The sequence below is a fragment of the Stenotrophomonas sp. STEN031 genome, from assembly GCF_056759975.1.
Genome location: NZ_JBRREA010000018.1, coordinates 1 through 23,931, shown reverse-complemented (window position 1 = coordinate 23,931; position 23,931 = coordinate 1). Strand labels below are relative to the sequence as shown.

Here is a 23,931-nt window from a genome sequence, read left to right as displayed (position 1 = left end):
TGAAAGAGCGTTGGCGTCGTCGTTGAGCGCCGTTGGGAATGGAGACGAGCCAATTGCAGCGCCCTTGCTAGCCGACCTTGTGCTGTGGGGGTACGCGACAGGAACCCCAGTACAGCTGACTACAATCGGTGAACAGGTATTGGGCGAAATGCAGGAGCGAATCAAGGCCGACAAGGGACGGCAAGCGTAGCGGTCGGGCAATAGCTGCGGGGCGCTCATCGGCGCTTCCTCGTAAACGGCGCCATGATCTTGGCGGCCTCGTCGAGATCACCGCGGGCCTGGGCGATCACAGCCAAGCCGCGCGCCTCCCACATGCGGCGGGTCTTCGGCCGGGCCTTGTCCAGGTTCACGCTGGTCTTGCGGGCGAGGTCATGGCCGACGGCGATGTGGTCGACGGCTCCAGGGAAGATGCTCATGCCGCCATCCTCAGTGCCGCAATAACTGCACAGGCCTTCGGAGGACAAACGGCGTTGCCCATCAGCTGCATGCCATCTTTCTTGTTCTTCGGCAGCAGGTAGTGCCTGGGGAAGCCCATGGCGATCTTGGCTTCATCCACCGACACCATGCGCATGCGATCACCGTCGATTACTGCCCATCGGTCGCGGGTGGTGATCGTGCCGATGGGGCGCTCCAGTGATCGACCTGTCAGACCAGAGCCGGTCCCGAAGTAGGGTGCAACGAAGCGGTCGCCGAACGCCGCTCGGCCAGCGTTTACGCGGGCAATTGTTGCGACGGCGCGGCCGGCGCGCTCCACTGGCGACCAGGTGCCTGCGTCGAAGTCGATAAAACTGCTAGCCGGCACGTGGGGCATCTTTGGCAGGCGGAGCTCCAGTGGATGCTTGCTCTTGGTCAGCACGATAAAGATGCGGACGCGGTGCTGCGGCACGCCGAAGTCGGCAGCGTCCAACAGGTGCGGACTGATGGCGTAACCGAGGGCATGCACGGCTGCACACCAGGCAGGGAACAGCTTCCACTTCATGAAAGCGGGAACGTTCTCGATCACAGCGGCCATCGGCGATTTAGCCTCCAGCGCGGAGACTACCGCCCAAGCAGTGGAGCGCGTGGCGTCATGGTGCGGCCGTTCCTTGCCTCGGGCTGGCGTGTGACCCTGGCATGCCGGCGAGGCCAGCAACAGGTCAAAGTCCGGCAGCAAGGTCCAGTCCGCCTGCTGGAGATCCTGGCAGACATGCTGTGTGCCAGGGTGGTTCGCAGCGTGTGTTGCCACAGCAGCTGGCCAATGGTTCGCCGCCCAAATGACTTTGCAGCCGGCCTGCTCGGCGCCTTCTGTGAACCCACCGCCGCCAGAGAACAGATCGACGGTGTTCATACCGCATACCTCGGCTGCGGCCGCACAGGCCCGAACCACAGGGCGGCGGCGTTGTTGATGCGGACCTGCTCGATGTCAGGCACCTGGTCGGGCAGCGGAGCACGCAACCGGCGCATGTCATTGGTGCACGGTACGCACACGCTGGACCGGCCTTGCGTACGTGCTCGGTTGAACTGCTGCAGCGGCAGGGTGCGGATGCATTTGGTGCAGGTCTTATGCATCAGACACCCCGCGCCGTGGCTGGTGGGCTGCTGCCATGCGCCCCATCCCCACGCCTCTTTGTCAGAGGTCGGGTGCTTGTCGATACGTGGCCGACTCGGGCAATCCCACGTCCGTCCGCGGACGTCCCACAGCTTCGTCCAACCTGCAGCCCGGAGACTGGCACCGCTCTCGCTGGCGAGGATGTACGTGATCCCCCGGCGGTAGCCCTTGGCCTCTGCTGCGCGCTTGCTTGCCGCATAGAGCATGCTGCATGCGTTCGGTGTGCCATCGGTGCACAGGCGCGTGACCTCGCACGTCAGGCCATCATCCAGGGCGCGTGCGACCGGACGGCCGATGCAGGCCACGCCGACGATGACGCCGGCATCGTTGTGCACTGCATGCCGCCACAACTCGCCCACGGGTGCGCCGTGATGCCGGTGGTTCAGGCGAATGTAGGCATGCGCCGCATCGCGCGTAATTGGTCGAAGCTTGATCACGCCCCCACCTCGGCGCTGGTGGCCTGCAAAGTGAAGTCCTCGACGGCTCGCCATGCGATCAGCTCGTCGTCATCAGATAGCAGTGGCATATAGACGTTGTCGTACTCGCTGTGTTCCTGCGCGCTGTGCCAGCCGGTTGCTTGGAAGCTGCCTTCGTCCTCATCGAGTGCGCCATAGCTGTAGCGGTTCCCCGCCTGGGGCTCTTCATGCCTGCCGTCCTCGTCGGACAGCAACATGCTGTTCAAGTAGCTCGCCGGGAAGCTGTAGGTCTTGCCGTTGGCGCGCTTCACCGCGACCCAGAACCAGCCCATATCGCCCGGGGGCACATCTGGAAGGTTGTCGGGGGCGTGCCATGCCATCGCATCGCTGCGGCCCTTGGGGCTGATCCCTTCGCCGCGCTGGTGCAGGAACATGCAGAAGTTGGCCACGTCGCGGGGGTCGCCTTTCTCGACGTGCTCGCGCAGCATGTCGGACAGGCGCTGCTGCATTCCCGGTTCGTCGCCCTGCCAGCCGCCACGGCCCTTTTCGCGTGCTTTGGCCAGCTTCGCCTTCATCTCGGCTGCAAAGGCATCCACAGCCGCGTCATCCGGGTGTATGCCGCCCTTGGGGCTGGCGTCGATCAGCTCCAGCGCATCTGACGACAGGTTTTTGTAATCGTCACCAAGCATGTCGTTGTTTATGCGCGTCAAGAGATGGCGCAAACGGGCGATCAGGTCGATCCCCGGCGCTGCGGGGGTACTGGCCAACATCGACTGCAACGCCTCAACGGCCGCAGGGTTGATGCTGTAGTGCCCAGCCCAGTTGGACAGATCAACCGGCGCTGCGGCGACCGGGGCGGCGATAGCCGGAGAAGTCCCATCCAGCAGGATGCAGCCTTCCTCTTCCACGTCCACGCACTCGCAATAGAGGCCCGGGCCGCTGTGGCCGTTGTCGGTGTGGAAGATACGGACACGCGAGCGGTCATCGAACTCCACGTCCAACTCGGGGGAGCCCGCCATCAGCAACGCTTCGTGAAGCTGGCAGGCGGTCAACTCGATTCCACCCGCGTTGTAAGCCACCGCTTCCGGGGCCGCGGCGCTTTCGCCGCTGCGGTCATGCTCGATGGCCTTGTCCGCAGGCATGGTGCTCCAGTGTGGCCAGGTGCGTCCCTCGTTCTTTGTTTGCTTCACGACGATAGCGGAGATGATTTCTTGTGCTGTGGCGCCACTGCGCCAGGCGCCATCAAACGCAAGGATGATCACATCCACCCATTCGCGGAGGTCGCCCGGGTCGGCCTCGATCTCCAGCAGCTCCTTGCGGATGTGGTCGACGATGCCCGCCGCGCGGGTTCCGGGGCCGAATGTGTGCGCTGAGAAATAGCGCTGGCGCTCCAAGTGGGCGACGAGATCAAACGGCGCTGCATCGCCAACGCAATTGGCGTTGTGCACCTGGCAAGGGTGGCGCAGAGAGCCGTCGCCGCTCGGGCAGGTGCAGGTGGCAGGGGTGGAATCGATCATTGGGAGGGTTCCTTCTTGCCCGGGCGCTGCGAGAACTTCGCGCGGCCTGGTAGCTGTGGAATGAGGAGCATCTGGTCGGTGGTTACGCTGTAGCTGGCAACGCGGCAGGGTTTGCCTTTGCGGTTCTTGACCACGATTTCCGTGGAGTGGATCGGGTGGCCTTGCTGCCGCAGGTCGTAGATGCGCGCGCTGGGCCTGCCGATGCCAAGCTCCAGCAGGATTTCCATTGCGGTCATCGGCCGTTTCGTGAGCGCTGCGAGCAGTTCGTCGCACTGGGCTTGGTCGGTCATGGGGGCCTCACAGACTCAGCTGCAGCTGGGCGAGCTCAGACGGGAATACCGGTCGCTTCGCTGGCTGCCTGCGCTTCGGCGCGCGCCGTCCGTGCACAAGGCACCACTCGGCGTGCGCTTCTTCGAAGGTGAGGTGTCTGGCGGTGTTGCTGCAGGCGCATTCCACGCTGTGGCCGCCACCGGCCGATGGTCGGCGTAGGTCGAGCATGTGGCGCGCTGCGTGGCCTTTGCTGCAGGGGATGATCGGTGGCTGCTCGGTGATCATGCGTTGCATGTGCTTCTCCTATTTGCCGTAGGTCAGCAGCGCGAGAAGGACGCCGATGATGGCGGCAGCTGCCAGGGTCACAAGAAGGGTCCCGAGGAATTCGCGGGTGGAGTGCTTCATGGCGCACCACCAACGAAAGCCAGGTCATAGATGACGCAGTGCGCCCGGGCGGCCGAGGGGGAGTCGGCACTGACCGCAGAGAGGGGGACAACCGCAGTTGCCCGGGCGCATGCGCTTGGAACGGGGTAGGAGCCGCTGGCGACCGCATCGACGGCGTCGAGCGCGTCTTGCCAGTGGCGAGCCGAGAAGTCGGCGGTCAGTGCGACGGCAACGCCAGCGGCGCAGTTCGGCACGCGGTCTGCCGCGCGGAAGCCATTGAGGGCGGTTGCCGCGATGGTCCCGCGCAGTCCCCAGTCGTCGTGGTCTGCGAGCTCGTAGACGGCGAGGGCGGCGCAGATGCGCGGGCTGCTGACGACCAGGTCAGCCGGGATGGTCACATCGCCATCGGTGGTGACCTCAGCGGCCGGGGAGGGCTCGGGCTGGCCGGTGGCGGCGCAGCCGCCCAGGATGAGCAGCAGTGAGGCGAGGAGGGCGTGATTCATGCTGCACCGTCCCGTCGGCTATGCTCACCGGCATGAACTGGACTCAATGGATCACTTTCGGCATCGCTGTCATCGGCGCCACGCTGGGTGTGTTCAACGCCTACTGGATGATTCGGCGTGACACCGTAAGGCTTCGCGTGCGTTTCATGAGCATGTACATCCCCGGGACGGACACATGGACGACTGGTGTCGAAGTAACCAACCTCGGATACATGGCGGTGACCATCAACGAGGTCGCGTTCCGGGGCGGCAGTCTGGGGACGAAGCGCGCCATCATCCGCGATGACTACTTCCGCCAGCACGGGCTTCCGCTGCGGCTGGAGCCTCGCACGCAGGTGACAATCGCTGGGGAGCCCGGCATGGCCGCAGATATTCGGCGATGGGGCGCCACCCATTGCAGTGCAAGCACAGCATGCGGGCTCGTCGTGAAGGCACGGATTCGGCGCTGGCGCGACTGAGGGCTGCAGGATACGGATTTCGCATCCGGCACCTTGCCTCCAAAAGATAGTGGCAATGACTACGTTGGCGGCGGCCGAGAGGCCGACTGCGCCGAGGGTAAGCAACTGCCAGGTGTCCGGTGACATGCCGTGATCTCCAGCCCCTGCCCGGAATGGGTGTGTCGCGGGGCGATGGAGTTAGTAAACTATCGGTTACACCAAGCGGTCAATCAAAAGTTACTTTCAGGACATGTGAGAGCCTGAACGGATGAAAATCCGTTCAGGATTGGCTAGCTGTAGCGATTGCGGAGCAGGCCCGCTTCTTCGAATGTCACGCCGTCGGTGATGCAGTCACGTGCGCGCTACAGGTCTCGGTGCAGTGCAATCAATGCGTCGTCATCCAGATCTTCGACGCCGGCGCACCCGATAGTGGCCTGGTCCACCAAGAGTTGAAATCCGAATTGTCGGTACGCCTTGGTCAGGCTTCGGATCATCCTGATATGGCTCTGCCGCACGATGTCGTCCATGCGGCCAACAACTCCGCACTCTGCGGCAGCCCCTTCAGCCGGCTGCGCGGCGGCTATTCGCTGCAGCAGCTTTTCCAGCAGGTCGTCCTTTTTGCTCATCATCCCCTCTGTTGGAAGCACGCTTCTCCCGCCACTGGGAGAAGTCCACCAGATTCCTAGAATCCACCGGCCTGTCGTCCTCTGCGATCCATTCATAGGCATCAGCGAACAGGTCGGCGTCATCCCTCAGGGAAAACCGCTTGCCAAGCGCCCCGAAGGCTCGTTCCAGAAAATCGAGCGTCTCAACGATGATGAGAGGGTCTGGTCTCGAAACATGCGACGCCGGCGGCGGGGTCAATTCACGAGGCCCCTCACCAGTCGTTAGCCAGCGAAGATTCACGCGAAAGTGTCGAGCCCACCCCTCCAGGAACAGGCCGCTGGGCGTTTGGTTGTGGCCCTTTTCGAGCCGCCCGACGTATTGCTTTGACGTGCCAACGATGGCCGCCATCTCGGGCTGGGTAAGTTCGGCGCCCTCTCGGAGCTGCCGCAGTCGGTCGCCGATGCTCATGTAACTAATGATTGACGGTTGAGAGTAACTTTGGGTTGACCGCTACGGGTAACCAATGGTTTACTCTCAGCATGAATCCAACCATCGCCGATGCAAAGAAAGCCCTTGGCTTCAGCCGGAACGCGCAGCTGGCGCGGTTCCTCGGTGTCGCCCGGCAGTCCTTCACGGGCCGGAGCGACGACGAGCCGATGCCGGATGGCTGGTGCTGGCGCGCTGCACGTAGGCGCCCGGAGTTGTTCACTCCAAACACTGCCCGCGCTGATGACCTCGGAACTAGCAAGGGAGCGGTGATGCGGCGCTTCTTCCTCACCAACGACACGAGCTTGGCAGTCCTGCTGCAGCTTCCGCGCGAACATGTTGAAGCCCTTGGCGATGGGGACCAGCTGCCTGATTCGCCGCACCTGCGCGCGCTGTTGAGCCAACCGGCTCCGGTGGCTGTTGAGCATGGCTCCGACGACCCGGATTCCAGTCGCATCGTTCCGGTGGAGAGCGCTTGAGATGAGTTCGATTCCGTCCATGGGAAGCAGTCTGGCGACCGGTAGCGGCGATGTCATGAAGCTGGGGAGGCAGTTTCTGCCTTCGCGCCAGCAGGTGATCTACGGCTACACCCACCGCCTGCTCAACGAAACGGCGATGAACGCCAACAGCTTCGCAATGCAGGTCGCGGAGAACTACTTCGCGATGACCGCGCCGCACATGCATGACAAGAAGGCCGTGCCGCTGCGGATGGGGCAGGGCGACGATCTGGCCGACGCGCTCAAGGCCAATGGCCAGGCTCTGCGCCGTTACATGGATGGCACGGTCAAAACACTTCCGGCCGATCTGGAAGATGCGTGGGTGCTGAGCCTGCCGGAGCCTTACCGCAGCGACTGCGAGCGAGATCTGGCTGCGCGCCGTGGTCTGCTGCCGATTCGCTTGGCGCTGATTGCTGCAGACGCGGACACGGCCGGCATCGGCAACCTGATGACCGAGTTCGGCTCGCTGGTATCGGCGCTTACCCCGGCCACCGCCGACGGTGTCATCGATGAGCGCGACCGTCCCCATGCTCGAAGCATCATCGAGCGCTGCAACGACGTGGTGATTGCCGCCCTGACTATCCAGCGCCGTTTCGTGGCGCTGCTGGGTGGCGACAAGTGAGCGCACCTGCGGCCAGGACAAAGCGAAGCCCTCTCGCGCGCTTCACAGACCAACAGCTGCGCGATGAGTTGGACCGCCGCGCCAAGGACGAAGGCAAGCCTAAGACCGTCTGGGTATTGAAGCGCTCCGAATTCCTTACGCAGAAAGCCGATGAGCTTGAAAAGACGGTTGAGACGCTGGAAGGGGAGCTGATGCCGAGCGGGCCGATGCGACCGATGCAGATCGCCCGGATTCGCGCGCTGAAAGATCAGATCAAGAAGAACCGCGCCTTTGCCAAGTTGGCGAAGGCCGACGAAGACGCCGCCGACGCGCTGGCGCAAACCAATACACATCCATTGGCGCCCAGGTAGGCGCGAGCGGCAGCAGGAGTCATGGCATGCAGTACACGATCACACAGCCCACCAAGGCGGAACGCACTTCACGTGCTTCCGTGAGGTTGCGGCGATGAGCGCGCGAATGACCGGCATGGTCTTCGACCGGTACCACGCGGGTGGGGGCGAGATGCTCCTGGCGCTGGCCCTGGCCGATCACGCACACGACGATGGAACCCACATTTTCCCGTCTGTGGCTCGGCTGGCGGCCAAGACACGGCAGTCTGAGCGCACCATCCAGTATCAGCTCCGCGCCATGCAGGCGAGTGGCTGGCTGGAGCTGGTGAACTTCGGTACCGGAGGGCGAATGCAGGGCCATGGCCTTGAAGGGCGTCCCCGCGAATATCGAATCAATCCGGAGTGGATTAAGGGTGCAAATCTTGCACCCTTAAAGAATCAGGGTGCTTCGGACGGCCTGAATGCAGGGCAGGGCGACGATACCCAAGTTGCTAAGGGTGCAAATTCTGCACCCTTAGATGACGCCGGTAAGGGTGCAAACGGGCGCGCCAAAGGGTGCAATCCAGCGCCGTTAAGGGTGCAAAAAGGCGCATCTAAGGGTGCAACAGCTATTGCACCCGAACCAAGAGCAACCAAAAGCAACCAAGAGCAACACACACCGCGTGTGTGCGAAGCGTCGGGCATGACCGAGGCAGACATCGACCGCGAGGTCTCCCCGCTCGGGGCGCTGCCCGACAACCTCGACCGCCAGGTGCTCGCCCAGTTCGTCCGCCATCGCCGCGTGTTGAACCGGACGCTGTCGGTGCAGGGCTGGCTGCAGATCCTGCCCACCCTGAAATCCATCGCCGCTGCGGGCGGCGACCCGAATCAATCCCTTCGCGACGCTATGGCCGCTGGCCTGTCGCTGCCCGTCATCCCGAAGCCAGGAGCCAATAGCCATGGAAATCATCCACAGGGTTCTGCCGCCGGAGTCTCCGAGCTCCGAGCCGAGTACGAGCGCCGTCACGGCGGTGGCCACGCTGGCCGGCCAAGCGCAGCAGGACGAGGCCCGCAGGCAGGCGAGGTCATCGATGGTGAGTACGCCGTTGTCGGCTGAGCCGAGCCAGCGCGCCATGGATGCGCTGTGGAACCTGTGGGAGCGGATGGAAGCGATGTTCCCGGGCAAGTGGAAGCGAGACAACGGATTGGCACCTGCGAGTGCGGACGGTCCGCTGACTGTGGCCGGTGAGACGTGGGCGCTGGCGCTGAAGGGTCTGCTGCCGCGTCAGCTGGGCGAGGGCATGGCGGCTTGCATGCGTATGGGCCTGAAGTGGCCGCCAACCCCCGGCGAGTTCCGCGCGCTGTGCTTGGGTCTGCCATCGCTGCCGCAGGTGGAGCAGGAGCTGCGCCCCGGCCAGGACCGTAGCCCGTTTTCAGTCCTGGTTCGTTCGCTGATGGACCTGCACGCGTTCAACGCCGCCGACGGCTACCAGCAGTCCCGAATGGTGGCCGCCGCGTTCAGTCAGGCGATGCAGCACGTTTCCGCCGGTGGAGCGCTCCCGGCGCCGGTTCCTGCGCTGGTTCACGAACGGCCGTCCTCGCCCAGCGTGACCAATCGCGAAACGGCCGCCGCCGCCATGGCGCGCGCTGCCCAGGAGCTGGGGTTCGACTGATGGCGATGCAGCACTCCACCGGCACTCCGACTGCAGCCGAGGCTGAGCGCATCGAACTCGCGAAGGCTGGCCCGTGCATGGCATGCCTGGTCCTACAGATGGCTGGCCTTCTGCCCTCGCACCGCGTTGTCTACGGCTGCGACTACAACCACGCCAAGAGCGGCAACCGCCGTCGCGGGCACTTCTTCGGATTTGCACTCTGCCTCTGGCATCACCGCCGGCACCCGATGGAGGGCAAGACCTTGGCGCAGACCCGCGCGATCTACGGCCCGAGCCTGATGGATGGCTCCCGGGTGTTCCACGAGACCTACGGTAGCGACGACGAATTGATCGAACAACAGACGCACGTAATTGAACTGAGGAGAGCAGCATGAAAGACGTTCGTGAGCTATTGGCGAGGTTTCACGCCTCCTCGTTCCGTCTGGATGCGGGTCCGAGCGCAGGTGGTGGAGCGGATGCCCTGACCAACATTGATATCGCTGGAGCGCTTGGCATGGTTCCGGCCGGGCTTGGTCGAGACCTGCTGGAGCTTCTGCATGGGCCTGATCCGAGCCGTGCGGACATAGTTCGGGTCTTTCATGGCATCACACGCTTGGCGCTGGAGGAGCGGAACAGGAGGTCTCGCACTTTCATCGATGCCCGGACCCTGTGGGGCATCACCGATTGCATAGCGAAGTTTGAACGCGATCAAGGCGAGCAGACCCGCCGCAACCTGGGCGTGTTGAAGGCGCGCGCTGCCGTGGCCCGAGAGCAGCTATTCCCGGAGAAGCTGGAAGAGCGCATGCCGCAGATCGCCGCAGTAGCGATGGGCTACATGAAAGGTGAGCGCTTGAGTAATCGTGAGCGAGCCGCGGCCATGGGGGTCAGCGAGTCCGCGTACCGCCAAGGTTGGTCAGATGTTGTGGATTGGCTACTGACCCGTATGGTGGAGGCGGAGCAAGATGCGGCGCGGGTATTCAGCCGGTCATTGCGTGGGGAAGGGGCGGCAGGTTTAGTTTGATCTAAAGATCGCCAGGCCTGCAGGCCTACCCCTGCCTGCCGGAGGGGCAATGGCTGCCGCAGTTCGCTATTGGTTCGGGACCCATTAGTATCAGCGGCCAGATCATTGTCACTAGTCCAGGGGGAAGGGGTGATTAAGTTAAGGTTGATGGCGCTTTGCGTCTTAGGGGCGATTCCGGCTGCCGGATTCGCAAATGACCTATTTGCGGTTACTCCGTCGGGGAGTACCGAAATGTTCTTCTCAGGAAAAGGCGCGGAAGTAGCCGGGAAGATATCGGGACGTTGCATGGATTTGCGATGGACTGTCGTTTCATCCAATGAAACAACGGTCGTCTGCGACTCACCCTTGAGCACTGGGCAGTCGATTATGGGCCAGCTGCTACTGGGCAACAGCTACTCGACGCCGCCCAAGCGATTCTTTCGTTTCACCATTAGTGAGAACGCCGGGATTTCGAGGGTGCAAGCTGCTGGATGGATGGAGACGCAAATGGCGTTCGGTCAGATCCAGCGGGTCGATTTTTCAGGGGCCGATTTCCACAACAACATCATGGGCTTCTTGGGGGCTGCCGGCGGGAAATTCCCGGTGGGGACAACTTTTCCAAATCATGTAGTAATGGGAGTTGACGTCGAAGCCACCCAACAAGGCCGTTACGGCGCTATGCGAATCACCGGGGTACGGCCAGACTCAGCCGCGATGCGAGCCGGGATCGCTGTCGGAGATGTAGTGACTCGAGTGGCAGGTCGCAGGTTCAAGAATGACGACGAATATCTGGCTGCCACAGAGAAGGCGGCCAGTTCCGCAACATATCCCGTCGAGCTTACGAGAAATGGAGCGACGATGACCCTCACGTTGGATCGTGAGTTTCGCCCGGCTTATGTGGAGGAGATTCTTGCAGAGGCAGAGCCCCTGAAAACTCCATCAACGGGTGCGCCATCGTCGTCAGTGGCGGATGAGTTGGCGAAACTACTGAAGCTGAAAGAGCAGGGAGTGCTGACGCAGGAAGAGTTTGATTCTCAGAAGGTAAAGCTTCTAACGCAATGACTTCGTCTTGGCGAATGCGCAGGTGATGCCTGCGCACTTTTTGCCTTACATTCCTACCATCACGCGACGAAAGCCCGGCACAAGCCGGGCTTTTTTATTTCAACCCGATCACCACCGCCCCGTAAGCTCCTCCGCTCGCCGTGAGGCGATTGGGGCCGGTGCCGCGCGCGAGCGCGCCAGGAATGCCATGACTGGCCTGCGCACCAGGCAGTGGTGGTGATCGGACCTTCTACGCCCGTCGACTCTCACCGGACCAATCATCGACCGCAGCCGGACTGTGGTGACGGGCACCTATGCCACACAGGGGATTCACGCATGAGCACGAAGCAGGAGCCGCGCGGCGTCCGGAACAACAACCCGGGCAACATCGATCGCACCAAGACGATTTGGCAGGGTGAGGATCGCAGCGCCGCGGCACTGGCCAGCGAGAAGCGCTTCTGCGTGTTCGAGACGCCACAAGCTGGATTCCGCGCGCTGGCCAAGACGCTGCTGACATACCAGAGCAAGCACGGCCTGCGGACGGTACGCGACATGATCAACCGCTGGGCTCCCCCGGTGGAGAACAGCACCGAGGCGTACATCGCTCAGGTGGCCCGCGAGGTCGGGGTCGGCAGCCGCGAGATTGTGAGCCTCAGCAAGCAGGTTCCGCTGCAGCGCATGGTGACGGCCATTGCCCGGCACGAGAACGGCGGTCTGTTCTGGGACGAGGCGGTGATCGAGGCTGGCGTGCGCCAGGCGCTGGCGTGATGGATGACGTCAGCATGTGGGGCGTTGGGAGTGGGGTAGGCGTCCTCTTCCTCCTGGGCAAGATGGCTTGGGACAAGTTCCTTTCACCAGAGGCCAAGGCCAACGACCGCCTGATCGGTCAGCTCGGCGAACGTATCGCATCCCAAGAGGCGCGGCTGGTGACGCTGGAGACCGGCCTGGATGACGAGCGCAAGGCTCGCCGGGACGCCGAGTCGAAAGTCTACGAACTGAAGATGCGGATCATGCGCATGGAGTTCGAGCTGAAGAAACACAACATCGAGGTGCCGCCGTGATCTACCTCGCGGCTGGCGCGCTCGCAGGCCTAGCTGTGGCAGCGCTGGCGCACTGGCACGGCGACATTGGAATGGACCCATGACAGCCCTTGCGGGCGTGGAGGTTTGAGTGAACAAGGTTCGTTGGTATCACTTCTGGAATCCGCAGAGCGGCGGCTTGGGCGGATTCATCGCGTCGGTGGTCATCCTGTTCTCGCTCTATCTACTGAGACGGGCCGGGATACTGTGACCCGCGCCAAGATCCCCGCCGCGCTGCCGCGTCCCGGCTACGACGCCCTGTGGGGCTGGTTCGGGCTGAGCTATGCGTCCTGGCTTCCGCTGCCACGCGTGCTGATGCACGAGATGCCGGACGACTGGCAGGCACGGATGACGCTCTGCTGGAGGAGTTCGACGCGACGTTCAAGAACGTCCCCCGCTACGAAGTGCAGATCCAGCTCAAGCAGAACGGGCGGTTCGTCCCGATGCCCGAGTGGATCAGCTACCGCCACCCGGACCGGGTAACCATCGAGGGATTCAAATGACCAGGGCGCACATTTTTGCAGGCCTGATGCTGTTCCTCGCCGGCTTTCTGTTCGGCCGCGAGTGGCGGGATCGCAGTGCAGACATCGCCGCCGGCAAACAGGAAGTTAAGCAGCTCACCAGCCAGGTGCTGGCAGAGCAGGGCGCTCGCGCGCTGGAACAGACCAACGGCCAGGAGCTGGCCAAGATCGGAGCGAAGCATGAACAAGACCGGGAAGCGGCCGAGGCCGTCCCTGCTGCTGTTGCTGCTGACGTGCGCAATGGTGATCTCCGCCTGCGGCAAGAGTGGGCCGGCTGTGAGACCCGATTACTGTCCCAAGCCGTCGCCAGCGCCATCGAACGTGATGCGCTCACCCAAAGCAGAGCAGAGCTTGCGGGTGCTGTTGTTCGAGTCGGACGTGACGCAGACGACCAGCTCGCAGCCTGCCAGGCCGTTGTGATGGCGGACAGGTCTCCGTGAGGCGCAACAACAGCGGCAATCATCTGGCCCTGGGCAGGCTCAAGGCTGGGCAGCTCAACAGGACAGAGCAAGCGTATGCCGACCGGTTGCGCGCGCTGGAACAAGCCGGTCAGATCCTCTGGCACAAGTTCGAAGGCATCAAGCTCCGGCTGGCCGACAACACGTTCTACACCCCGGACTTTGCGGTGCTGGCAGCAGACGGAGTGATGGAGCTGCACGAAGTAAAGGGATTCTGGCAGGACGATGCCAGGGCCAAGATCAAGATCGCGGCGGCCATGTTTCCGTTTCGGTTCTTTGCAGTGAAGGTGAAGGCCAAGCGGGAAGGCGGCGGCTGGGATGTGGAGGAGTTCTGATGAGCACCGAAAGCAAATTGCAGGACCAGCTCAGTCGCATCGAGCAGAAGCTAGATGCACTGATCGAGGCACTGGCAGCCGACGGCACAGAAGATATTGACGGCGAAGTGGGCATGTCCCTGGACGGGGAGCCGCTTGGTTGTGAGCGTGACCAAACACAAGGACTCGGCTGATGCCTTCTTTCGCACCAAGTCACAAGCCCATGAAGCGCATGGCGCCTGTCCATGAGCCGCCCGGGCAGCAGCCCGCAAGCTATGGGAACGGTCGAGGTGGCAGGCCGTGGCGCAGGCTCCGTGACGCCGTCCTTAAGCGCGACTGCTACCTGTGCCAGTGCCAGGACTGCAAGGCCGCTGGACTGCCGCTCCTTGCCGATGAGGTCGATCACATCGTGCCAATAGCAGAGGGCGGAACGGACGCAGAGAGCAATCTGCAGGCCATGAACCGCGACTGCCACGCCAAAAAGACAGCGCAAGAGGCAGCACGCGGCGTAAGGCGGCGAGCGGAATCCGATTCCACCCAAGGCGCTCGATAGGAGCCCAGGTGCTAGGCGGAATGAGAACTGGTCGCATCAATCCGCTCCCAAACGCATGAAATGAGAATGATTCGCAATAACCCCGGGGGGGAGGGGGAAAAGTCGAGAGGCTTGCGCCCCGGACACCCGACGCCCAGTCGTTTTTTTGCACCGTCAATTCAGAAAATTCAGTTTTTGAGGTGCCCATGGCCCGTCCCCGCAAGCCGACAACGCTGAAAGTGGTGGCCGGTACGGACCGGCCTGACCGTGATCAGCCACCAGCCGCAGAGCTTCCGCTTGTCGATGCTGTGCCAGAGGCTCCGGACTGGATGCCGAACGCGCACGCGCGCAAGGAGTGGGAGAGGTTGGCCCCAATTCTCCACGCCAACAAATTGCTGACGGAGGCAGGTCTATCTGCCTTGGGACAGCTGTGTGCCCTGCATGGCAAGACGGTTCAGCTCTATGCCGCAGGTGAAGCACCGGTTGCATCGATGGTCGCTCAGCTGCGCGGACTGATGAATGACTTCGGGCTTACCCCCGTTGCACAAGGGAAGGTGAAGCCAAATGGCGCCACGGAAAAACCGGGAAACAAGTTCGGGCAACTCGGACAGCCCGGCGCCAGGTGACTATTGCGCTATCGCGGTGGCTTATGCCACTGAAGCGGCGGCGAATAAGGGAAAGCGATATGGCCGGCTGATCCAGCTCGCAGCAAAGCGGTTCATAAGTGACCTGAAGCGGGCGAAAAAAAAGGGAGCACCTTTCTACTTCTCGCCGGAGCACGCCAACCACGTCTGCGGTTGGATTGAGTTGTTGCCGCATGTTGAGGGCAAGTGGGAGACGCCGGAAATCCAGTTGCATGCCTCCCATGTGTTCTTCCTCGTACAGCTGTTCGGCTTCCGCAAGTCGGACGGCACACGCCGGTTCACGTCGGCGCTGTTCGCAGTGGCACGCAAGAATGCGAAGTCCACGCTGGCAGCGGCCATCTTGCTGTACTGCGAGTGCTGCGAAAACGAGGAGGGCGCCCAGGTCATTTCGGCGGCCACCACGTATTCGCAGGCGTCGATCATCTTCAACGTCGCCAAACGCATGGTGGAGAAGACCCCGGACCTGCGCGAGCAGTACGGACTGGAAACGTGGGCCAAGTCGATCAGCCGCGTGGAGATCGGCGCTAGCTTCAAGCCGGTGCATGCGAAGGCCAACACACAGGACGGCTTGAATCCGTCGCACGTGGGGCTTGATGAGATCCACGCGCACAAGACGCCTGACCTGCTGAACGTCCTGCAGTCGGCGGCAGGCGCGCGCGGCAATCCGCTGTGGCTGTTCACCACCACCGAGGGCTACACCAATCCGGGGCCGTGGGCTGAAATCCGGCAGTTCGCAAAGCAGCTGCTGGAGGGTGTTTTCGGCGACACCGCCGATCATTACCTCGCTGTGTTCTACGCGGTGGACAAGGACGACAAGGATTTCGACGAAGGCGTGTGGTTCAAGGCCAACCCGCTGATGGACGTGAACCCGAAGCTGATGGACGCCATCCGCAAGGAGGCGGTCGAAGCCAAGGCGATGCCGTCCAAGTTGGCCGAGTTCCAGATCAAGCGGTTGAACCGGCCTGCTTCGCAGGCAAACGGCTTCATCCTGCTGCCGAAGTGGAACGCCTGTGCCGGCAAGGTGGATCTGGAGGAGCTGCGGTCTGTTCCCTGCTGGGGCGGACTGGATCTTTCCAGCACGCGTGACCTTACATCCATGCGGCTGGTCTGGCGCCTGGATGATCGGATCATCACGTGGGGCCGTCGCTGGGTGCCGGAAGGCGCAGTGGTCCAGCGAACCGAGCGCGGAACGGTGCCCTACGCCGGCTGGGTAGCGGCGGGGTTTCTCGAGCAGACCGAAGGCGAGGTGACGGACTACAGCGTCATCGAGCAGGCGGTGGTTGAAGTGCACGAGCGCTTCAACCTGCAACAGATGGCTTTCGACGGCTGGAACGCATCAGATCTGGTGAGCCGGTTGATCAAGGTCGAAGTGCCGATGCTTGAGTTCATCCAAGGCGCGAAGTCCTACCACCCAGCCATGACCGAGCTGGAACGCGCTTACATCTCAGGCCGGCTCACACACGACGGCGACCCGGTGCTTGCGTGGAATGCATCCAACCTGGTCGCGCGCCGGGACGTGAACTTGAACATGGCGCCAGACAAGCGGAAGTCGCCGGACAAGATCGATGACATGGCCGCGCTGCTGATGGCGATAGGCATTTCGATCACGCCGGCAGATGACGATGACGGAAATATGGATGACTGGCTGAACGACCCCGTGAGGAATGCAAGGTGAAAAAAGTCCAGCAGCGAACCGGCATCATGGGGCGAATCGCTGCGGCGATCGATGGCTGGGTGCGCTCCTTCACGACAAGGGATGAGGAGCTGTACGTAAACCGGGACATGCTCAGCGAGGCAGGGGTTTCGGTCACTCCGCGCGCGGTGCTGCAGGTCGATGCGGTATGGGCCTGCGTGCGCTTGATCTCCGAGACCATCGCGACCTTGCCGCTGTCGATCTACGAGCGCACCAGCAGTGGCAAGCAGGTGGCAAGCACCCACCCGCTTCATTTCGTAGTGCATGACCAGCCCAACGTCGATTCGACGGCCGCGATCTTCTGGGAGGCCATGATCGTTGCCATGTTGCTGCGCGGTAACGCGCACGCGGAAAAGCTGTATGCCGGGCAGCGCGTGATCGGGTTGCAGTTCCTGGACCCGGGCAAGTTGACGGTGAGTCCCGACGCTAACGGAAACAAGGTCTATACCTACAAGCGTTCGAACGGAACGCCTCGGGTAATTCCTACGAACCGAATTTGGCGCATCCCGGGCTTCACGCTGGACGGGGAGAACGGTGTCTCGGTTATCGCCTACGGTGCAAAGGTGTTCGGCAATGCGATTGCCGCAGATCGTGCAGCTGCCCGGACCTTCAAGAACGGGCTTTTGCAAACGATCTACTACAAGGTCAACACGTTTCTAAAGCCAGAGCAGCGGGCCGATTTCAAGAAAAACCTGCTCGGCACCATCGAGCGCGGTGAGACGCCGCTGCTGGAAGGTGGCACCGATGCCGGCACGCTGGGCATCAACCCGTCCGATGCCCAGTTGCTCGAATCGCGCGCGTTCGCTGTGGAGTCCATCTGCCGTTGGTTCCGCGTCCCGCCGTGGATGGTTGGGCACACCGAGAAATCGACCAGTTGGGGAACCGGCATCGAACAGCAAATGATCGGCTTCCTAACTTTCACGCTTGGCCCTTGGCTTCGCCGGATTGAACAGGCCATCAGCAAGGACTTGATGACGCCAGCCGAGCGCATCCGGTTTTACCCGAAATTCACGGTTGAGGGTCTGCTTCGCGCAGATAGCGCTGGCCGCGCCGCGTTCTACGGCGTGATGGTCGATAAGGGCATCCTCACCCGCGACGAGGTCCGAGAGCTGGAGGACCGGGCACCGATGGGTGGCAACGCCGCCGCGCTCACTGTCCAGAGTGCAATGACCACGCTGGACGCCATCGGCACCAGCTCCGATGCCGAAACGGCGCGCGCTGCAGTCCGCGCCTTCCTTGGCTTTTCCGACGACAAGAAGGACTGACGAAATGACGATCAAGACGCTGCCGAGTGTCCCGGAAGGTCGCCCGTGTGCGGCGGTCAGCAGCCAGCTGCAGCCGAGGGCACTGGACCGCTGGGATGCCGGCGTGCGCGCCGCAGCCGAGCAGGAGGCGGACAGGACGATCAGCGTCTATGACGTTATCGGCTACGACTACTGGACCGGCGAGGGCGTCACCGCCAAGCGCATTTCCGCCGCCCTTCGCAGCATGGGTAAAGGGCCTGTGACGGTGAACGTGAACAGCCCTGGCGGCGACATGTTCGAGGGCCTGGCCATCTACAACCTGTTGCGGGAGCACGACGGTGAGGTGACCATCAAGGTCATCGGCTTGGCTGCCTCTGCTGCATCCGTCATCGCAATGGCCGGCGACACGGTCCAGATCGCCCGCGCCGGCTTCCTGATGATCCACAACGCCTGGGTCGTTGCCGTTGGCAATCGCCATGACCTTGCTGACGTAGCCGCAACGCTCAAGCCCTTCGACGACGCGATGGCCAGCATCTACGCAGCTCGTACCGGCGCCGAGCAGAAGGCGATGTCGAAGCTGATGGATGCAGAGACCTGGATCGGTGGAGCCTCTGCAGTCGAGGACGGCTTTGCCGACGAACTGCTTGCCTCGGACCAGGTGGAGAAGGGCGCCAGCAAGGAGAACGCGTCAGCGGTGCGCCGCGTAGAAGCGGGCTTGCGCGCCACCGGCATGCCGAAGTCCGAAGCCATGCGTCTGATCAGTGAAATCAAGTCCAGCCGGGGCGATCCCTCTGGCAGCGGTGAGGGCGATCCCACCGAACACGTCGAGCGCGATGCCGGCGATGCAGCAAACAGCGAGGCGGCCTTGGCCGCTGGGCTGCGCAGTTTTTCCCTCCTCAAGTAGACAACGGAGCAATAAATGAACGCCAAGAAATACATCATGACCCTGGGGATCGCCCTGATTGCCGCGCTGGTCATCTCCTTCGATGCATCTGCAGCAACCTTCGTGCATCACCTGCTGACGCCTGAAACTGCCGGCATGGTCATGGCCACCCCGGTTCTGGCCGCGCTGCCCGAAGGAATCAAGGCAGAGCTCGAGCGCATCGGCGACCAGGTCAAGACGATGGCCGAGCAGGCCCAGAGTGAGATCAAGGCACACTCGAAACTGGCCGATGAAACCCGTGCCAAGGTCGACGAACTGCTGATGAAGCAGGGTGAGCTGCAGGCCAATCTGCAAGGCGCCGAGCAGAAATTGGCCAAGATCGAAGCCAACGGTGCCGGCGGTGACGTGCAGCACCAGACGTTTGGCCAGCAGTTTGTGAACGGCGATGAGTTCCAGGCCTTTGCGGCCAAGACCACCCCGCGCGGTCGCGTAGACATGACCTTCAGTGCTGCAATCACTTCGGTGACCACGGATACCGATGGCGCGGCTGGTGATCTGGTCACCAGTACCCGCCTGCCGGGCATCATCGCGCCGCCTGATCGCCGCCTGACGGTTCGCGACCTGATCACCCCGGGCCGCATGGACGGCAACACGCTGGAGTACGTGAAGGAAACTGGCTTCACTAACAATGCAGCCCCGGTCGCCGAAGGCGCGAAGAAGCCCGAGTCCAGCCTGAAGTTCGACCTGGTGAGCACGACTGCCAAGGTGGTCGCACATTACATGAAGGCCTCGCGTCAGATTCTCAGCGACGCCTCGCAGCTGGCCAGCTACATCGATGGCCGTCTGCGTTACGGCCTTGCCTTCAAGGAAGAGCAGCAGTTGTTGAACGGTGACGGCACCGGCCAGAACCTGCTGGGCATCATCCCGCAGGCAACTGCCTATGCCGCACCGTTCGCGCCGACTGATGCCACGGTGATCGACAAGATCCGCCTGGCCATGCTGCAGGCGCAGCTGGCTGAGTTCCCGGCCAGTGGCATCGTACTGAATCCGATCGACTGGGCCCGGGTTGAGCTGGAGAAGGACACCACCGGTCGCTACATCATCGGCAATCCGCAGGGCGTCATTGGCGCCACGCTGTGGAACCTGCCGGTGGTAACTACCCAGGCAATCGCCGAGGACAAGTTCCTCACCGGTGCGTTCAAGCTGGGTGCTCAGGTGTTCGACCGCTGGCAGGCGCGCGTCGAGGTGGCCACCGAGAACGAAGACGACTTCGTGAAGAACCTGGTGACCATCCTCGCCGAAGAGCGTCTGGCCCTGGCTGTGTACCGTCCGCAGGCCTTCATCTACGGCGACCTGGGCAACGTTGGCCCGTAACTAGCTGTTCCACGCAGCCCGGCCCGCCAAGAGCGGGTCGGGCAGGAGAGCAACATGCTGATCAAGTTCAAAGCGCCCGATCCGCGCGCCGGCAACACCGTGCGGATGGATAGCAGCCGTGGGCAGTACTTCATCGACACCGGCGCCGCTGACGCCGTGAGCGAGCAACCTGCTGCGGAGAGTTCGGGGCCGGTGGTGGAGGAAGCCCCGGCTGCTGCGGAAGCCACGGAGGCCGCTGACGCCGTGAGCGAGCAACCTGCCAGCAAGAAGAACCGCCGCGGCAAGGGCAAGGCCTGACCGTGGAACTGATCACCCTTGAACAGGCCCGGGCGCACTGCCGATGCGATTCCGATGATGACGCGCTGCTGGAACTCTATGGCGGCGCCTCGGAAGGAGCCGCACAGCAGTTCCTCAACCGCCGTGTGTTCGCCGACGCCGACTCAATGGCCGCTGCCGTCCTTGACGGCAGCGGCGGCATCGATCCCATCCTGGTCAACGACTCGATCAAGGCGGCCGTTCTCCTGATGTTGGGGCACCTGTACCGGACGCGAGAAGAAGTGCAGGGGAGTGACGGAGCCGCGGTGCAGGTTCCGATGGGCGCACACAGCCTGCTCTGGCCGTACCGCATCGGTTTGGGGGTTTGAGATGAGCTTGCCGGCAGGTCTACTGCGCCACCGTGTACTCATCCAGCAGCAGGTGACAACCCGCGACGATGACGGCGTTTCGCAGACCACTTGGGAAGATGTTGCCGAGGTGTGGGCATCGGTCGAGCCGCTGTCGGCCCGGGAGTTTATCCAATCCGGCCAGACGCAGGCGGCGGTTACTGCTCGCATCACCATTCGGTACCGCGCTGGCCTGCAGGCATCGATGCGCATCCTGCATCGCGGGCAGGTCTACAACATCGCGGGGCTGCTTCCCGACAAGGTGTCTGGCCTCGAATACATCACGATCCCGGTGTCTGCCGGCGTCAATGACGGGCAGTAGGCGGCATGAAGGTTGAAGTTCAGATTCGCGGGATTGATGGCGTACTGGCTACGCTTCAGTCGTTGCCTGCAGAGGTCGTGAGCAAGCGTGGCGGGCCAGTGAAGCTGGCCTTGGCGAAAGGTGCACGCCTGCTCCGGGATCACGCGAAGGACAACTTCCGGCGCTCGGCAGCGGTCGGAGGCGCGGATAGCACCGACACGACGGTGAACAGCATCATCGCCAGCCGGGGCAAGGCACCGATCGGAACCAAGGGTGAGCGGCAGCTGGTGCGGGTGAAGCGCAAGGCGTTCGTCAACGCGCACGGTGCCAGGACGACCACCAGAAAGGCTGCACAGCTCATGGAATACGGTTCCAGCACGCAACCGGCCTATCCCTGGCTGCGGCCTGCAGTCCAGCGCCGTGGCAGCCAGGTGATCGACGTGATCACCACGGACCTGCTGAAGCGATTGGACTTGGTGACCAAGCGTCTTGAGGCAAAAAACAGGGGGCGCCGCTGATGTTTCCGAAGGTGTATCGAACCATCCACACGCCCAGCGTTTCCGGCATCGTGGAAATCCGCATCGCTCGCCACGGCGAGATAGCACAGACGGAGCAGCGGCCCTACGTCGTGTGGCAGATCGCTACCAGCGCCGCGTTCGACAACCTCAGCAGCGCGCCGGGCGGCGACTTCACTACGGTCCAGATTGATTGCTATCACCAGAACGATGCGGGTGCGGAGCAGTTGGCGCTGGCGGTTCGTGCCGCGCTGGATGCCGTCCTGATCGTCAATCGGGTAGTGCTGAACGTCCGCGATCCTGAAACCAAGTTGTATCGCGTCGGTCTTGAGGCCGACTTCATCGACCAGCGCTGAAGCCTGGTCAATTCAATAGCCGCCCTCGCGCGGCCCTTCAGAGGAAACTGTCATGACCGAGGGCGTCGTCAAGACCCAGGGCACCCATTTGTTCTTCGTTGACCCGAACGCGGTCGGCGGTCCGGAAATCGTCAAGTTTGCCTGCCCGACCGGCGCGTCTGGCTTGGGTGGCGCTGCCGACCAGATCGAATCCACTTGTCTCGACGCGACGGTGGACAAGGAATACCAGCGCGGGCTTGGCAACCCGGGGCAGGTGTCGATTCCATTCAACTACATCCCGAGCGACGCCTCGCATGATGCGTTGTTCAAGCTCAAGGACAGCGGCGAGAACGTAGCCTGGTACATCGGCCTGAGTGACGGCACAGTCGCCCCGACCCTTGGCCCGGACGACGTGCTGGTGCCGCCATTGGCCACTGCCCGGTCGGGCTTCTTGTTCAGCGGCTACGTTGCCGACGTGAACATCGACATCGCCACCAACGAGATCGTCCGCGGCACTGTGACGGTGCAGCGGAGCGGCGGCGTAACCCGCTACGGCAAGCCACTGGTCTGAGCAACCTTCGCGCCCGGCGTCAGGATGGCGCCGGCGCACCCAACCCCGTTTGGAAACAACCATGACTGATAACAACCAGGCGGCCACTCCGCTTTTGGACCCGTCGCTGTTCATCTCCGACGAGGTGCACCAGCGCGATGTGAAGCTGGCCGATGGCAGCACCCACACCTTCTACATCCGCGAACAGGAGGGGGGCGTCTTGCGAGCGTTCGGCGCAGGTCAATTCAGCGACGATCCCGAAAAGCAGGCCGATTCTCTAGCGCGGCTGATCGCCAAAGCCATCTCAACCCCGGACGGCAAACCCGCGCTGACGCTGGCGCAGGCGAAGCGCCTCAAATTCTCCGTGCAGATGGCCTTGGCCAAGGAAATCAGCGAGGTGCACAGTTACCAGGGAAAGGGCAGCTCGCAAGACGCGGAAGCCCCGGGTGGTTCCGATACCAGCTCGCTCTAGCGCTAGGGAAGCTGCCTGCCGAGATTGACGCGATGCCGGCAGCGGATTTTGACGGGTTCCGAGCCTTCTTCGAGCTCTACCCATTCGACGACCTTCACCGATACCACCGGCCGGCGGCGCTGATAGCGTCCGCATTTGGCGGCAAATATGAAGACCTGCTCGGGTTCCTTGCGCCAAGCCCGGCAGATCCGTCAATGAGCGACGCGGATCGCGACGTATCCAAGGCCCTTGGCTTTTAACTTGACTGGAATCGAACATGAGCACTGCAGGCTCAATCGTCGTTGATCTGTTGATGCGGACCGGCTCTTTCGAGACGGATACCGATCGGGCTGGGAAGAAGGTCAAGAAGTTCGGCAAAGATTCCAGTGATGCTGCAGCCGATGTCGGTAAGGCATTCGGAAAGATCGCAGGGTCAGTAGTCGGTGGTCTTGCCGTCGCTGGCACGGCCGTCCTCAACTGGACCCGTCAGCTGGTCAACGCGTCAGCCGAGTTGGAAAAGCTCTCCCGCCTGTCTGGCACGAATGAGCAGGTGTTTCAAAGAATGGCCGCGGGCGCTGCATCCGTGGGCGTGCAGCAAGACAAGCTCGCTGACATTTTCAAGGATACGCAGGACAAGCTTGGCGATTTTCTGAGCACCGGTGGCGGTGCCATGAAGGACTTCTTCGAGCAGATCGCACCTAAGGTAAATCTGACCGCTGACGCTTTTCGCAACCTAAGCGGTCCGGAGGTGCTCCAGAAGTACTACAGCGCTCTGGAGAAAGCCGGCGTATCGCAAGCCGACATGGTGTTCTACATGGAAGCCATCGCCAGTGACTCGGCGATGCTTGCTCCGCTGCTTTCCAACAACGGAGAGGGCTTCCGCAAATGGGGAGCGGAAGCGGAGCGGCTCGGTGCCATTCTCGATCACGACACGCTCACTGAATCGCCCCGGCTTCTCCGGAGGCCATTTCGTTTGAGTCACGCCGCGATGGCGTGACCCGTGTTGCCGGCGTAGTACGCCGCCTCCGCTTCCGCCGGGGGTATGTTG

The 23,931-nt window shown here is 62.6% G+C and carries 38 protein-coding genes; 29 read left to right on the top strand and 9 right to left on the bottom strand.

The features are described 5' to 3' along the window. Positions 1–215: 215 nt before the first annotated feature. The 7 genes from ACVOLQ_RS10490 to ACVOLQ_RS10460 all read right to left on the bottom strand — a co-directional run bounded on the left by ACVOLQ_RS10490 (position 216) and on the right by ACVOLQ_RS10460 (position 4,678). Positions 216–416, bottom strand: a complete 201-nt coding sequence (locus tag ACVOLQ_RS10490; protein ID WP_481527957.1) for a hypothetical protein — start codon at positions 414–416, stop codon at positions 216–218. After that, entirely contained in the window at positions 413–1,327 is a 915-nt protein-coding gene (locus ACVOLQ_RS10485) for a DNA cytosine methyltransferase (protein WP_481527956.1), read from the bottom strand. The genes ACVOLQ_RS10490 and ACVOLQ_RS10485 overlap by 4 nt, the downstream gene beginning before the upstream one ends. Then, positions 1,324–2,025 carry an XF1762 family protein gene (locus ACVOLQ_RS10480; protein WP_481527955.1) on the bottom strand — a complete coding sequence of 234 codons (702 nt, stop codon included), beginning with the start codon at positions 2,023–2,025 and terminating at the stop codon, positions 1,324–1,326. Before ACVOLQ_RS10480 ends, ACVOLQ_RS10485 begins: the two co-directional genes overlap by 4 nt. Continuing rightward, positions 2,022–3,521: a dATP/dGTP pyrophosphohydrolase domain-containing protein gene (locus tag ACVOLQ_RS10475; protein ID WP_481527954.1), complete on the bottom strand. Its 1,500-nt coding sequence runs from the start codon at positions 3,519–3,521 to the stop codon at positions 2,022–2,024. Before ACVOLQ_RS10475 ends, ACVOLQ_RS10480 begins: the two co-directional genes overlap by 4 nt. After that, positions 3,518–3,811, bottom strand: a complete 294-nt coding sequence (locus ACVOLQ_RS10470; protein WP_481527953.1) for a helix-turn-helix domain-containing protein — start codon at positions 3,809–3,811, stop codon at positions 3,518–3,520. Before ACVOLQ_RS10470 ends, ACVOLQ_RS10475 begins: the two co-directional genes overlap by 4 nt. 7 nt (positions 3,812–3,818) lie before the next feature. Further along, entirely contained in the window at positions 3,819–4,085 is a 267-nt protein-coding gene (locus tag ACVOLQ_RS10465) for a hypothetical protein (protein WP_481527952.1), read from the bottom strand. Positions 4,086–4,192: 107 nt separating this feature from the next. Continuing rightward, positions 4,193–4,678: a hypothetical protein gene (locus tag ACVOLQ_RS10460; protein WP_481527951.1), complete on the bottom strand. Its 486-nt coding sequence runs from the start codon at positions 4,676–4,678 to the stop codon at positions 4,193–4,195. Between the two features lie 32 nt (positions 4,679–4,710). Here ACVOLQ_RS10460 and ACVOLQ_RS10455 point away from each other — a divergent pair, with 32 nt between their 5' ends. Continuing rightward, complete coding sequence (locus ACVOLQ_RS10455) at positions 4,711–5,136, top strand: hypothetical protein (RefSeq protein ID WP_481527950.1); 426 nt, start codon at positions 4,711–4,713, stop codon at positions 5,134–5,136. Between the two features lie 341 nt (positions 5,137–5,477). On the opposite strand, the gene ACVOLQ_RS10450 is transcribed toward ACVOLQ_RS10455, so the two are convergent. Together ACVOLQ_RS10450 and ACVOLQ_RS10445 are read right to left on the bottom strand one after the other, a co-directional pair. After that, positions 5,478–5,642 carry a hypothetical protein gene (locus tag ACVOLQ_RS10450; protein WP_481527949.1) on the bottom strand — a complete coding sequence of 55 codons (165 nt, stop codon included), beginning with the start codon at positions 5,640–5,642 and terminating at the stop codon, positions 5,478–5,480. Positions 5,643–5,676: 34 nt separating this feature from the next. Next, the gene (locus ACVOLQ_RS10445) at positions 5,677–6,189 is read right to left on the bottom strand and encodes a helix-turn-helix domain-containing protein (RefSeq protein ID WP_481527948.1); all 513 of its coding nucleotides are present in this window, start codon (positions 6,187–6,189) and stop codon (positions 5,677–5,679) included. A 35-nt stretch (positions 6,190–6,224) separates the two neighbouring features. Here ACVOLQ_RS10445 and ACVOLQ_RS10440 point away from each other — a divergent pair, with 35 nt between their 5' ends. The 28 genes from ACVOLQ_RS10440 to ACVOLQ_RS10305 all read left to right on the top strand — a co-directional run bounded on the left by ACVOLQ_RS10440 (position 6,225) and on the right by ACVOLQ_RS10305 (position 23,880). Then, complete coding sequence (locus tag ACVOLQ_RS10440; protein ID WP_481527947.1) at positions 6,225–6,686, top strand: hypothetical protein; 462 nt, start codon at positions 6,225–6,227, stop codon at positions 6,684–6,686. Between the two features lies 1 nt (position 6,687). Further along, entirely contained in the window at positions 6,688–7,326 is a 639-nt protein-coding gene (locus ACVOLQ_RS10435; protein ID WP_481527946.1) for a hypothetical protein, read from the top strand. Then, positions 7,323–7,676 (top strand): hypothetical protein, encoded by a 354-nt coding sequence (locus ACVOLQ_RS10430; RefSeq protein ID WP_481527945.1) that lies wholly within the window; start codon positions 7,323–7,325, stop codon positions 7,674–7,676. The genes ACVOLQ_RS10435 and ACVOLQ_RS10430 overlap by 4 nt, the downstream gene beginning before the upstream one ends. Positions 7,677–7,782: 106 nt before the next feature. Further along, positions 7,783–8,751, top strand: coding sequence for a helix-turn-helix domain-containing protein (locus ACVOLQ_RS10425; RefSeq protein ID WP_481527944.1), 969 nt, complete (start codon positions 7,783–7,785; stop codon positions 8,749–8,751). Next, positions 8,726–9,307 carry a hypothetical protein gene (locus ACVOLQ_RS10420; protein WP_481527943.1) on the top strand — a complete coding sequence of 194 codons (582 nt, stop codon included), beginning with the start codon at positions 8,726–8,728 and terminating at the stop codon, positions 9,305–9,307. Before ACVOLQ_RS10425 ends, ACVOLQ_RS10420 begins: the two co-directional genes overlap by 26 nt. After that, on the top strand, positions 9,307–9,681 hold the full coding sequence (locus tag ACVOLQ_RS10415; RefSeq protein ID WP_481527942.1) for a Ref family recombination enhancement nuclease: 375 nt from the start codon (positions 9,307–9,309) through the stop codon (positions 9,679–9,681). The genes ACVOLQ_RS10420 and ACVOLQ_RS10415 overlap by 1 nt, the downstream gene beginning before the upstream one ends. Further along, positions 9,678–10,307 (top strand): hypothetical protein, encoded by a 630-nt coding sequence (locus ACVOLQ_RS10410; protein WP_481527941.1) that lies wholly within the window; start codon positions 9,678–9,680, stop codon positions 10,305–10,307. The genes ACVOLQ_RS10415 and ACVOLQ_RS10410 overlap by 4 nt, the downstream gene beginning before the upstream one ends. A 231-nt stretch (positions 10,308–10,538) precedes the next feature. Next, a complete protein-coding gene (locus tag ACVOLQ_RS10405; RefSeq protein WP_481527940.1) occupies positions 10,539–11,348 on the top strand; it encodes a PDZ domain-containing protein in 810 nt (269 codons plus the stop codon). 315 nt (positions 11,349–11,663) lie between these two features. Beyond that, entirely contained in the window at positions 11,664–12,095 is a 432-nt protein-coding gene (locus ACVOLQ_RS10400; RefSeq protein ID WP_481527939.1) for a structural protein P5, read from the top strand. After that, entirely contained in the window at positions 12,095–12,388 is a 294-nt protein-coding gene (locus ACVOLQ_RS10395) for a hypothetical protein (RefSeq protein WP_481527938.1), read from the top strand. Before ACVOLQ_RS10400 ends, ACVOLQ_RS10395 begins: the two co-directional genes overlap by 1 nt. 278 nt (positions 12,389–12,666) lie before the next feature. Further along, complete coding sequence (locus ACVOLQ_RS10390) at positions 12,667–12,909, top strand: hypothetical protein (RefSeq protein ID WP_481527937.1); 243 nt, start codon at positions 12,667–12,669, stop codon at positions 12,907–12,909. Then, positions 12,906–13,367: a lysis system i-spanin subunit Rz gene (locus ACVOLQ_RS10385; protein WP_481527936.1), complete on the top strand. Its 462-nt coding sequence runs from the start codon at positions 12,906–12,908 to the stop codon at positions 13,365–13,367. Before ACVOLQ_RS10390 ends, ACVOLQ_RS10385 begins: the two co-directional genes overlap by 4 nt. Continuing rightward, entirely contained in the window at positions 13,364–13,720 is a 357-nt protein-coding gene (locus ACVOLQ_RS10380) for a DUF1064 domain-containing protein (protein ID WP_481527935.1), read from the top strand. Before ACVOLQ_RS10385 ends, ACVOLQ_RS10380 begins: the two co-directional genes overlap by 4 nt. Then, the gene (locus ACVOLQ_RS10375) at positions 13,720–13,893 is read left to right on the top strand and encodes a hypothetical protein (protein WP_481527934.1); all 174 of its coding nucleotides are present in this window, start codon (positions 13,720–13,722) and stop codon (positions 13,891–13,893) included. Before ACVOLQ_RS10380 ends, ACVOLQ_RS10375 begins: the two co-directional genes overlap by 1 nt. Then, positions 13,893–14,252 (top strand): HNH endonuclease, encoded by a 360-nt coding sequence (locus ACVOLQ_RS10370; protein ID WP_481527933.1) that lies wholly within the window; start codon positions 13,893–13,895, stop codon positions 14,250–14,252. Before ACVOLQ_RS10375 ends, ACVOLQ_RS10370 begins: the two co-directional genes overlap by 1 nt. Before the next feature lie 185 nt (positions 14,253–14,437). After that, positions 14,438–14,857: a hypothetical protein gene (locus ACVOLQ_RS10365; protein ID WP_481527932.1), complete on the top strand. Its 420-nt coding sequence runs from the start codon at positions 14,438–14,440 to the stop codon at positions 14,855–14,857. A 184-nt stretch (positions 14,858–15,041) separates the two neighbouring features. Beyond that, positions 15,042–16,550, top strand: coding sequence for a terminase large subunit (locus ACVOLQ_RS10360; RefSeq protein WP_481527931.1), 1,509 nt, complete (start codon positions 15,042–15,044; stop codon positions 16,548–16,550). Then, a complete protein-coding gene (locus ACVOLQ_RS10355; protein WP_481527930.1) occupies positions 16,547–17,833 on the top strand; it encodes a phage portal protein in 1,287 nt (428 codons plus the stop codon). The genes ACVOLQ_RS10360 and ACVOLQ_RS10355 overlap by 4 nt, the downstream gene beginning before the upstream one ends. Before the next feature lie 4 nt (positions 17,834–17,837). Beyond that, positions 17,838–18,716: a head maturation protease, ClpP-related gene (locus ACVOLQ_RS10350; protein ID WP_481527929.1), complete on the top strand. Its 879-nt coding sequence runs from the start codon at positions 17,838–17,840 to the stop codon at positions 18,714–18,716. A 15-nt stretch (positions 18,717–18,731) separates the two neighbouring features. After that, the gene (locus ACVOLQ_RS10345) at positions 18,732–20,069 is read left to right on the top strand and encodes a phage major capsid protein (protein WP_481527928.1); all 1,338 of its coding nucleotides are present in this window, start codon (positions 18,732–18,734) and stop codon (positions 20,067–20,069) included. A 54-nt stretch (positions 20,070–20,123) separates the two neighbouring features. Further along, entirely contained in the window at positions 20,124–20,366 is a 243-nt protein-coding gene (locus ACVOLQ_RS10340) for a hypothetical protein (RefSeq protein ID WP_481527927.1), read from the top strand. Between the two features lie 2 nt (positions 20,367–20,368). Continuing rightward, positions 20,369–20,713 (top strand): head-tail connector protein, encoded by a 345-nt coding sequence (locus ACVOLQ_RS10335; protein ID WP_481527926.1) that lies wholly within the window; start codon positions 20,369–20,371, stop codon positions 20,711–20,713. Position 20,714: 1 nt separating this feature from the next. After that, entirely contained in the window at positions 20,715–21,053 is a 339-nt protein-coding gene (locus tag ACVOLQ_RS10330) for a phage head closure protein (RefSeq protein ID WP_481527925.1), read from the top strand. A gap of 5 nt (positions 21,054–21,058) precedes the next feature. Then, on the top strand, positions 21,059–21,550 hold the full coding sequence (locus ACVOLQ_RS10325) for a hypothetical protein (RefSeq protein WP_481527924.1): 492 nt from the start codon (positions 21,059–21,061) through the stop codon (positions 21,548–21,550). Then, a complete protein-coding gene (gp17, locus tag ACVOLQ_RS10320; RefSeq protein ID WP_481527923.1) occupies positions 21,550–21,903 on the top strand; it encodes a tail completion protein gp17 in 354 nt (117 codons plus the stop codon). The genes ACVOLQ_RS10325 and gp17 overlap by 1 nt, the downstream gene beginning before the upstream one ends. Positions 21,904–21,955: 52 nt before the next feature. Further along, positions 21,956–22,453, top strand: a complete 498-nt coding sequence (locus ACVOLQ_RS10315; RefSeq protein ID WP_481527922.1) for a phage tail tube protein — start codon at positions 21,956–21,958, stop codon at positions 22,451–22,453. Positions 22,454–22,514: 61 nt separating this feature from the next. Continuing rightward, entirely contained in the window at positions 22,515–22,904 is a 390-nt protein-coding gene (locus tag ACVOLQ_RS10310) for a hypothetical protein (protein WP_481527921.1), read from the top strand. Between the two features lie 256 nt (positions 22,905–23,160). Then, a complete protein-coding gene (locus ACVOLQ_RS10305) occupies positions 23,161–23,880 on the top strand; it encodes a hypothetical protein (RefSeq protein WP_481527920.1) in 720 nt (239 codons plus the stop codon). Positions 23,881–23,931: the final 51 nt, after the last annotated feature.

What these genes read in the sequence shown, in the direction of transcription:
- ACVOLQ_RS10415 (WP_481527942.1), top strand. Translation starts at nt 9,307, where the DNA reads ATGGCGATGCAGCACTCCACCGGCACTCCGACTGCAGCCGAGGCTGAG.
- ACVOLQ_RS10395 (WP_481527938.1), top strand. Translation starts at nt 12,095, where the DNA reads ATGGATGACGTCAGCATGTGGGGCGTTGGGAGTGGGGTAGGCGTCCTC.
- ACVOLQ_RS10315 (WP_481527922.1), top strand. Translation starts at nt 21,956, where the DNA reads ATGACCGAGGGCGTCGTCAAGACCCAGGGCACCCATTTGTTCTTCGTT.
- ACVOLQ_RS10420 (WP_481527943.1), top strand. Translation starts at nt 8,726, where the DNA reads ATGGTGAGTACGCCGTTGTCGGCTGAGCCGAGCCAGCGCGCCATGGAT.
- ACVOLQ_RS10340 (WP_481527927.1), top strand. Translation starts at nt 20,124, where the DNA reads ATGCTGATCAAGTTCAAAGCGCCCGATCCGCGCGCCGGCAACACCGTG.
- ACVOLQ_RS10350 (WP_481527929.1), top strand. Translation starts at nt 17,838, where the DNA reads ATGACGATCAAGACGCTGCCGAGTGTCCCGGAAGGTCGCCCGTGTGCG.
- ACVOLQ_RS10310 (WP_481527921.1), top strand. Translation starts at nt 22,515, where the DNA reads ATGACTGATAACAACCAGGCGGCCACTCCGCTTTTGGACCCGTCGCTG.
- ACVOLQ_RS10445 (WP_481527948.1), bottom strand. Translation starts at nt 6,189, where the DNA reads ATGAGCATCGGCGACCGACTGCGGCAGCTCCGAGAGGGCGCCGAACTT.
- ACVOLQ_RS10470 (WP_481527953.1), bottom strand. Translation starts at nt 3,811, where the DNA reads ATGACCGACCAAGCCCAGTGCGACGAACTGCTCGCAGCGCTCACGAAA.
- ACVOLQ_RS10400 (WP_481527939.1), top strand. Translation starts at nt 11,664, where the DNA reads ATGAGCACGAAGCAGGAGCCGCGCGGCGTCCGGAACAACAACCCGGGC.
- ACVOLQ_RS10485 (WP_481527956.1), bottom strand. Translation starts at nt 1,327, where the DNA reads ATGAACACCGTCGATCTGTTCTCTGGCGGCGGTGGGTTCACAGAAGGC.
- ACVOLQ_RS10385 (WP_481527936.1), top strand. Translation starts at nt 12,906, where the DNA reads ATGACCAGGGCGCACATTTTTGCAGGCCTGATGCTGTTCCTCGCCGGC.
- ACVOLQ_RS10365 (WP_481527932.1), top strand. Translation starts at nt 14,438, where the DNA reads ATGGCCCGTCCCCGCAAGCCGACAACGCTGAAAGTGGTGGCCGGTACG.
- ACVOLQ_RS10465 (WP_481527952.1), bottom strand. Translation starts at nt 4,085, where the DNA reads ATGCAACGCATGATCACCGAGCAGCCACCGATCATCCCCTGCAGCAAA.
- ACVOLQ_RS10330 (WP_481527925.1), top strand. Translation starts at nt 20,715, where the DNA reads ATGAGCTTGCCGGCAGGTCTACTGCGCCACCGTGTACTCATCCAGCAG.
- ACVOLQ_RS10325 (WP_481527924.1), top strand. Translation starts at nt 21,059, where the DNA reads ATGAAGGTTGAAGTTCAGATTCGCGGGATTGATGGCGTACTGGCTACG.
- ACVOLQ_RS10425 (WP_481527944.1), top strand. Translation starts at nt 7,783, where the DNA reads ATGACCGGCATGGTCTTCGACCGGTACCACGCGGGTGGGGGCGAGATG.
- gp17 (WP_481527923.1), top strand. Translation starts at nt 21,550, where the DNA reads ATGTTTCCGAAGGTGTATCGAACCATCCACACGCCCAGCGTTTCCGGC.
- ACVOLQ_RS10410 (WP_481527941.1), top strand. Translation starts at nt 9,678, where the DNA reads ATGAAAGACGTTCGTGAGCTATTGGCGAGGTTTCACGCCTCCTCGTTC.
- ACVOLQ_RS10345 (WP_481527928.1), top strand. Translation starts at nt 18,732, where the DNA reads ATGAACGCCAAGAAATACATCATGACCCTGGGGATCGCCCTGATTGCC.
- ACVOLQ_RS10450 (WP_481527949.1), bottom strand. Translation starts at nt 5,642, where the DNA reads ATGGACGACATCGTGCGGCAGAGCCATATCAGGATGATCCGAAGCCTG.
- ACVOLQ_RS10405 (WP_481527940.1), top strand. Translation starts at nt 10,539, where the DNA reads ATGTTCTTCTCAGGAAAAGGCGCGGAAGTAGCCGGGAAGATATCGGGA.
- ACVOLQ_RS10475 (WP_481527954.1), bottom strand. Translation starts at nt 3,521, where the DNA reads ATGATCGATTCCACCCCTGCCACCTGCACCTGCCCGAGCGGCGACGGC.
- ACVOLQ_RS10455 (WP_481527950.1), top strand. Translation starts at nt 4,711, where the DNA reads ATGAACTGGACTCAATGGATCACTTTCGGCATCGCTGTCATCGGCGCC.
- ACVOLQ_RS10305 (WP_481527920.1), top strand. Translation starts at nt 23,161, where the DNA reads ATGAGCACTGCAGGCTCAATCGTCGTTGATCTGTTGATGCGGACCGGC.
- ACVOLQ_RS10375 (WP_481527934.1), top strand. Translation starts at nt 13,720, where the DNA reads ATGAGCACCGAAAGCAAATTGCAGGACCAGCTCAGTCGCATCGAGCAG.
- ACVOLQ_RS10490 (WP_481527957.1), bottom strand. Translation starts at nt 416, where the DNA reads ATGAGCATCTTCCCTGGAGCCGTCGACCACATCGCCGTCGGCCATGAC.
- ACVOLQ_RS10460 (WP_481527951.1), bottom strand. Translation starts at nt 4,678, where the DNA reads ATGAATCACGCCCTCCTCGCCTCACTGCTGCTCATCCTGGGCGGCTGC.
- ACVOLQ_RS10370 (WP_481527933.1), top strand. Translation starts at nt 13,893, where the DNA reads ATGCCTTCTTTCGCACCAAGTCACAAGCCCATGAAGCGCATGGCGCCT.
- ACVOLQ_RS10435 (WP_481527946.1), top strand. Translation starts at nt 6,688, where the DNA reads ATGAGTTCGATTCCGTCCATGGGAAGCAGTCTGGCGACCGGTAGCGGC.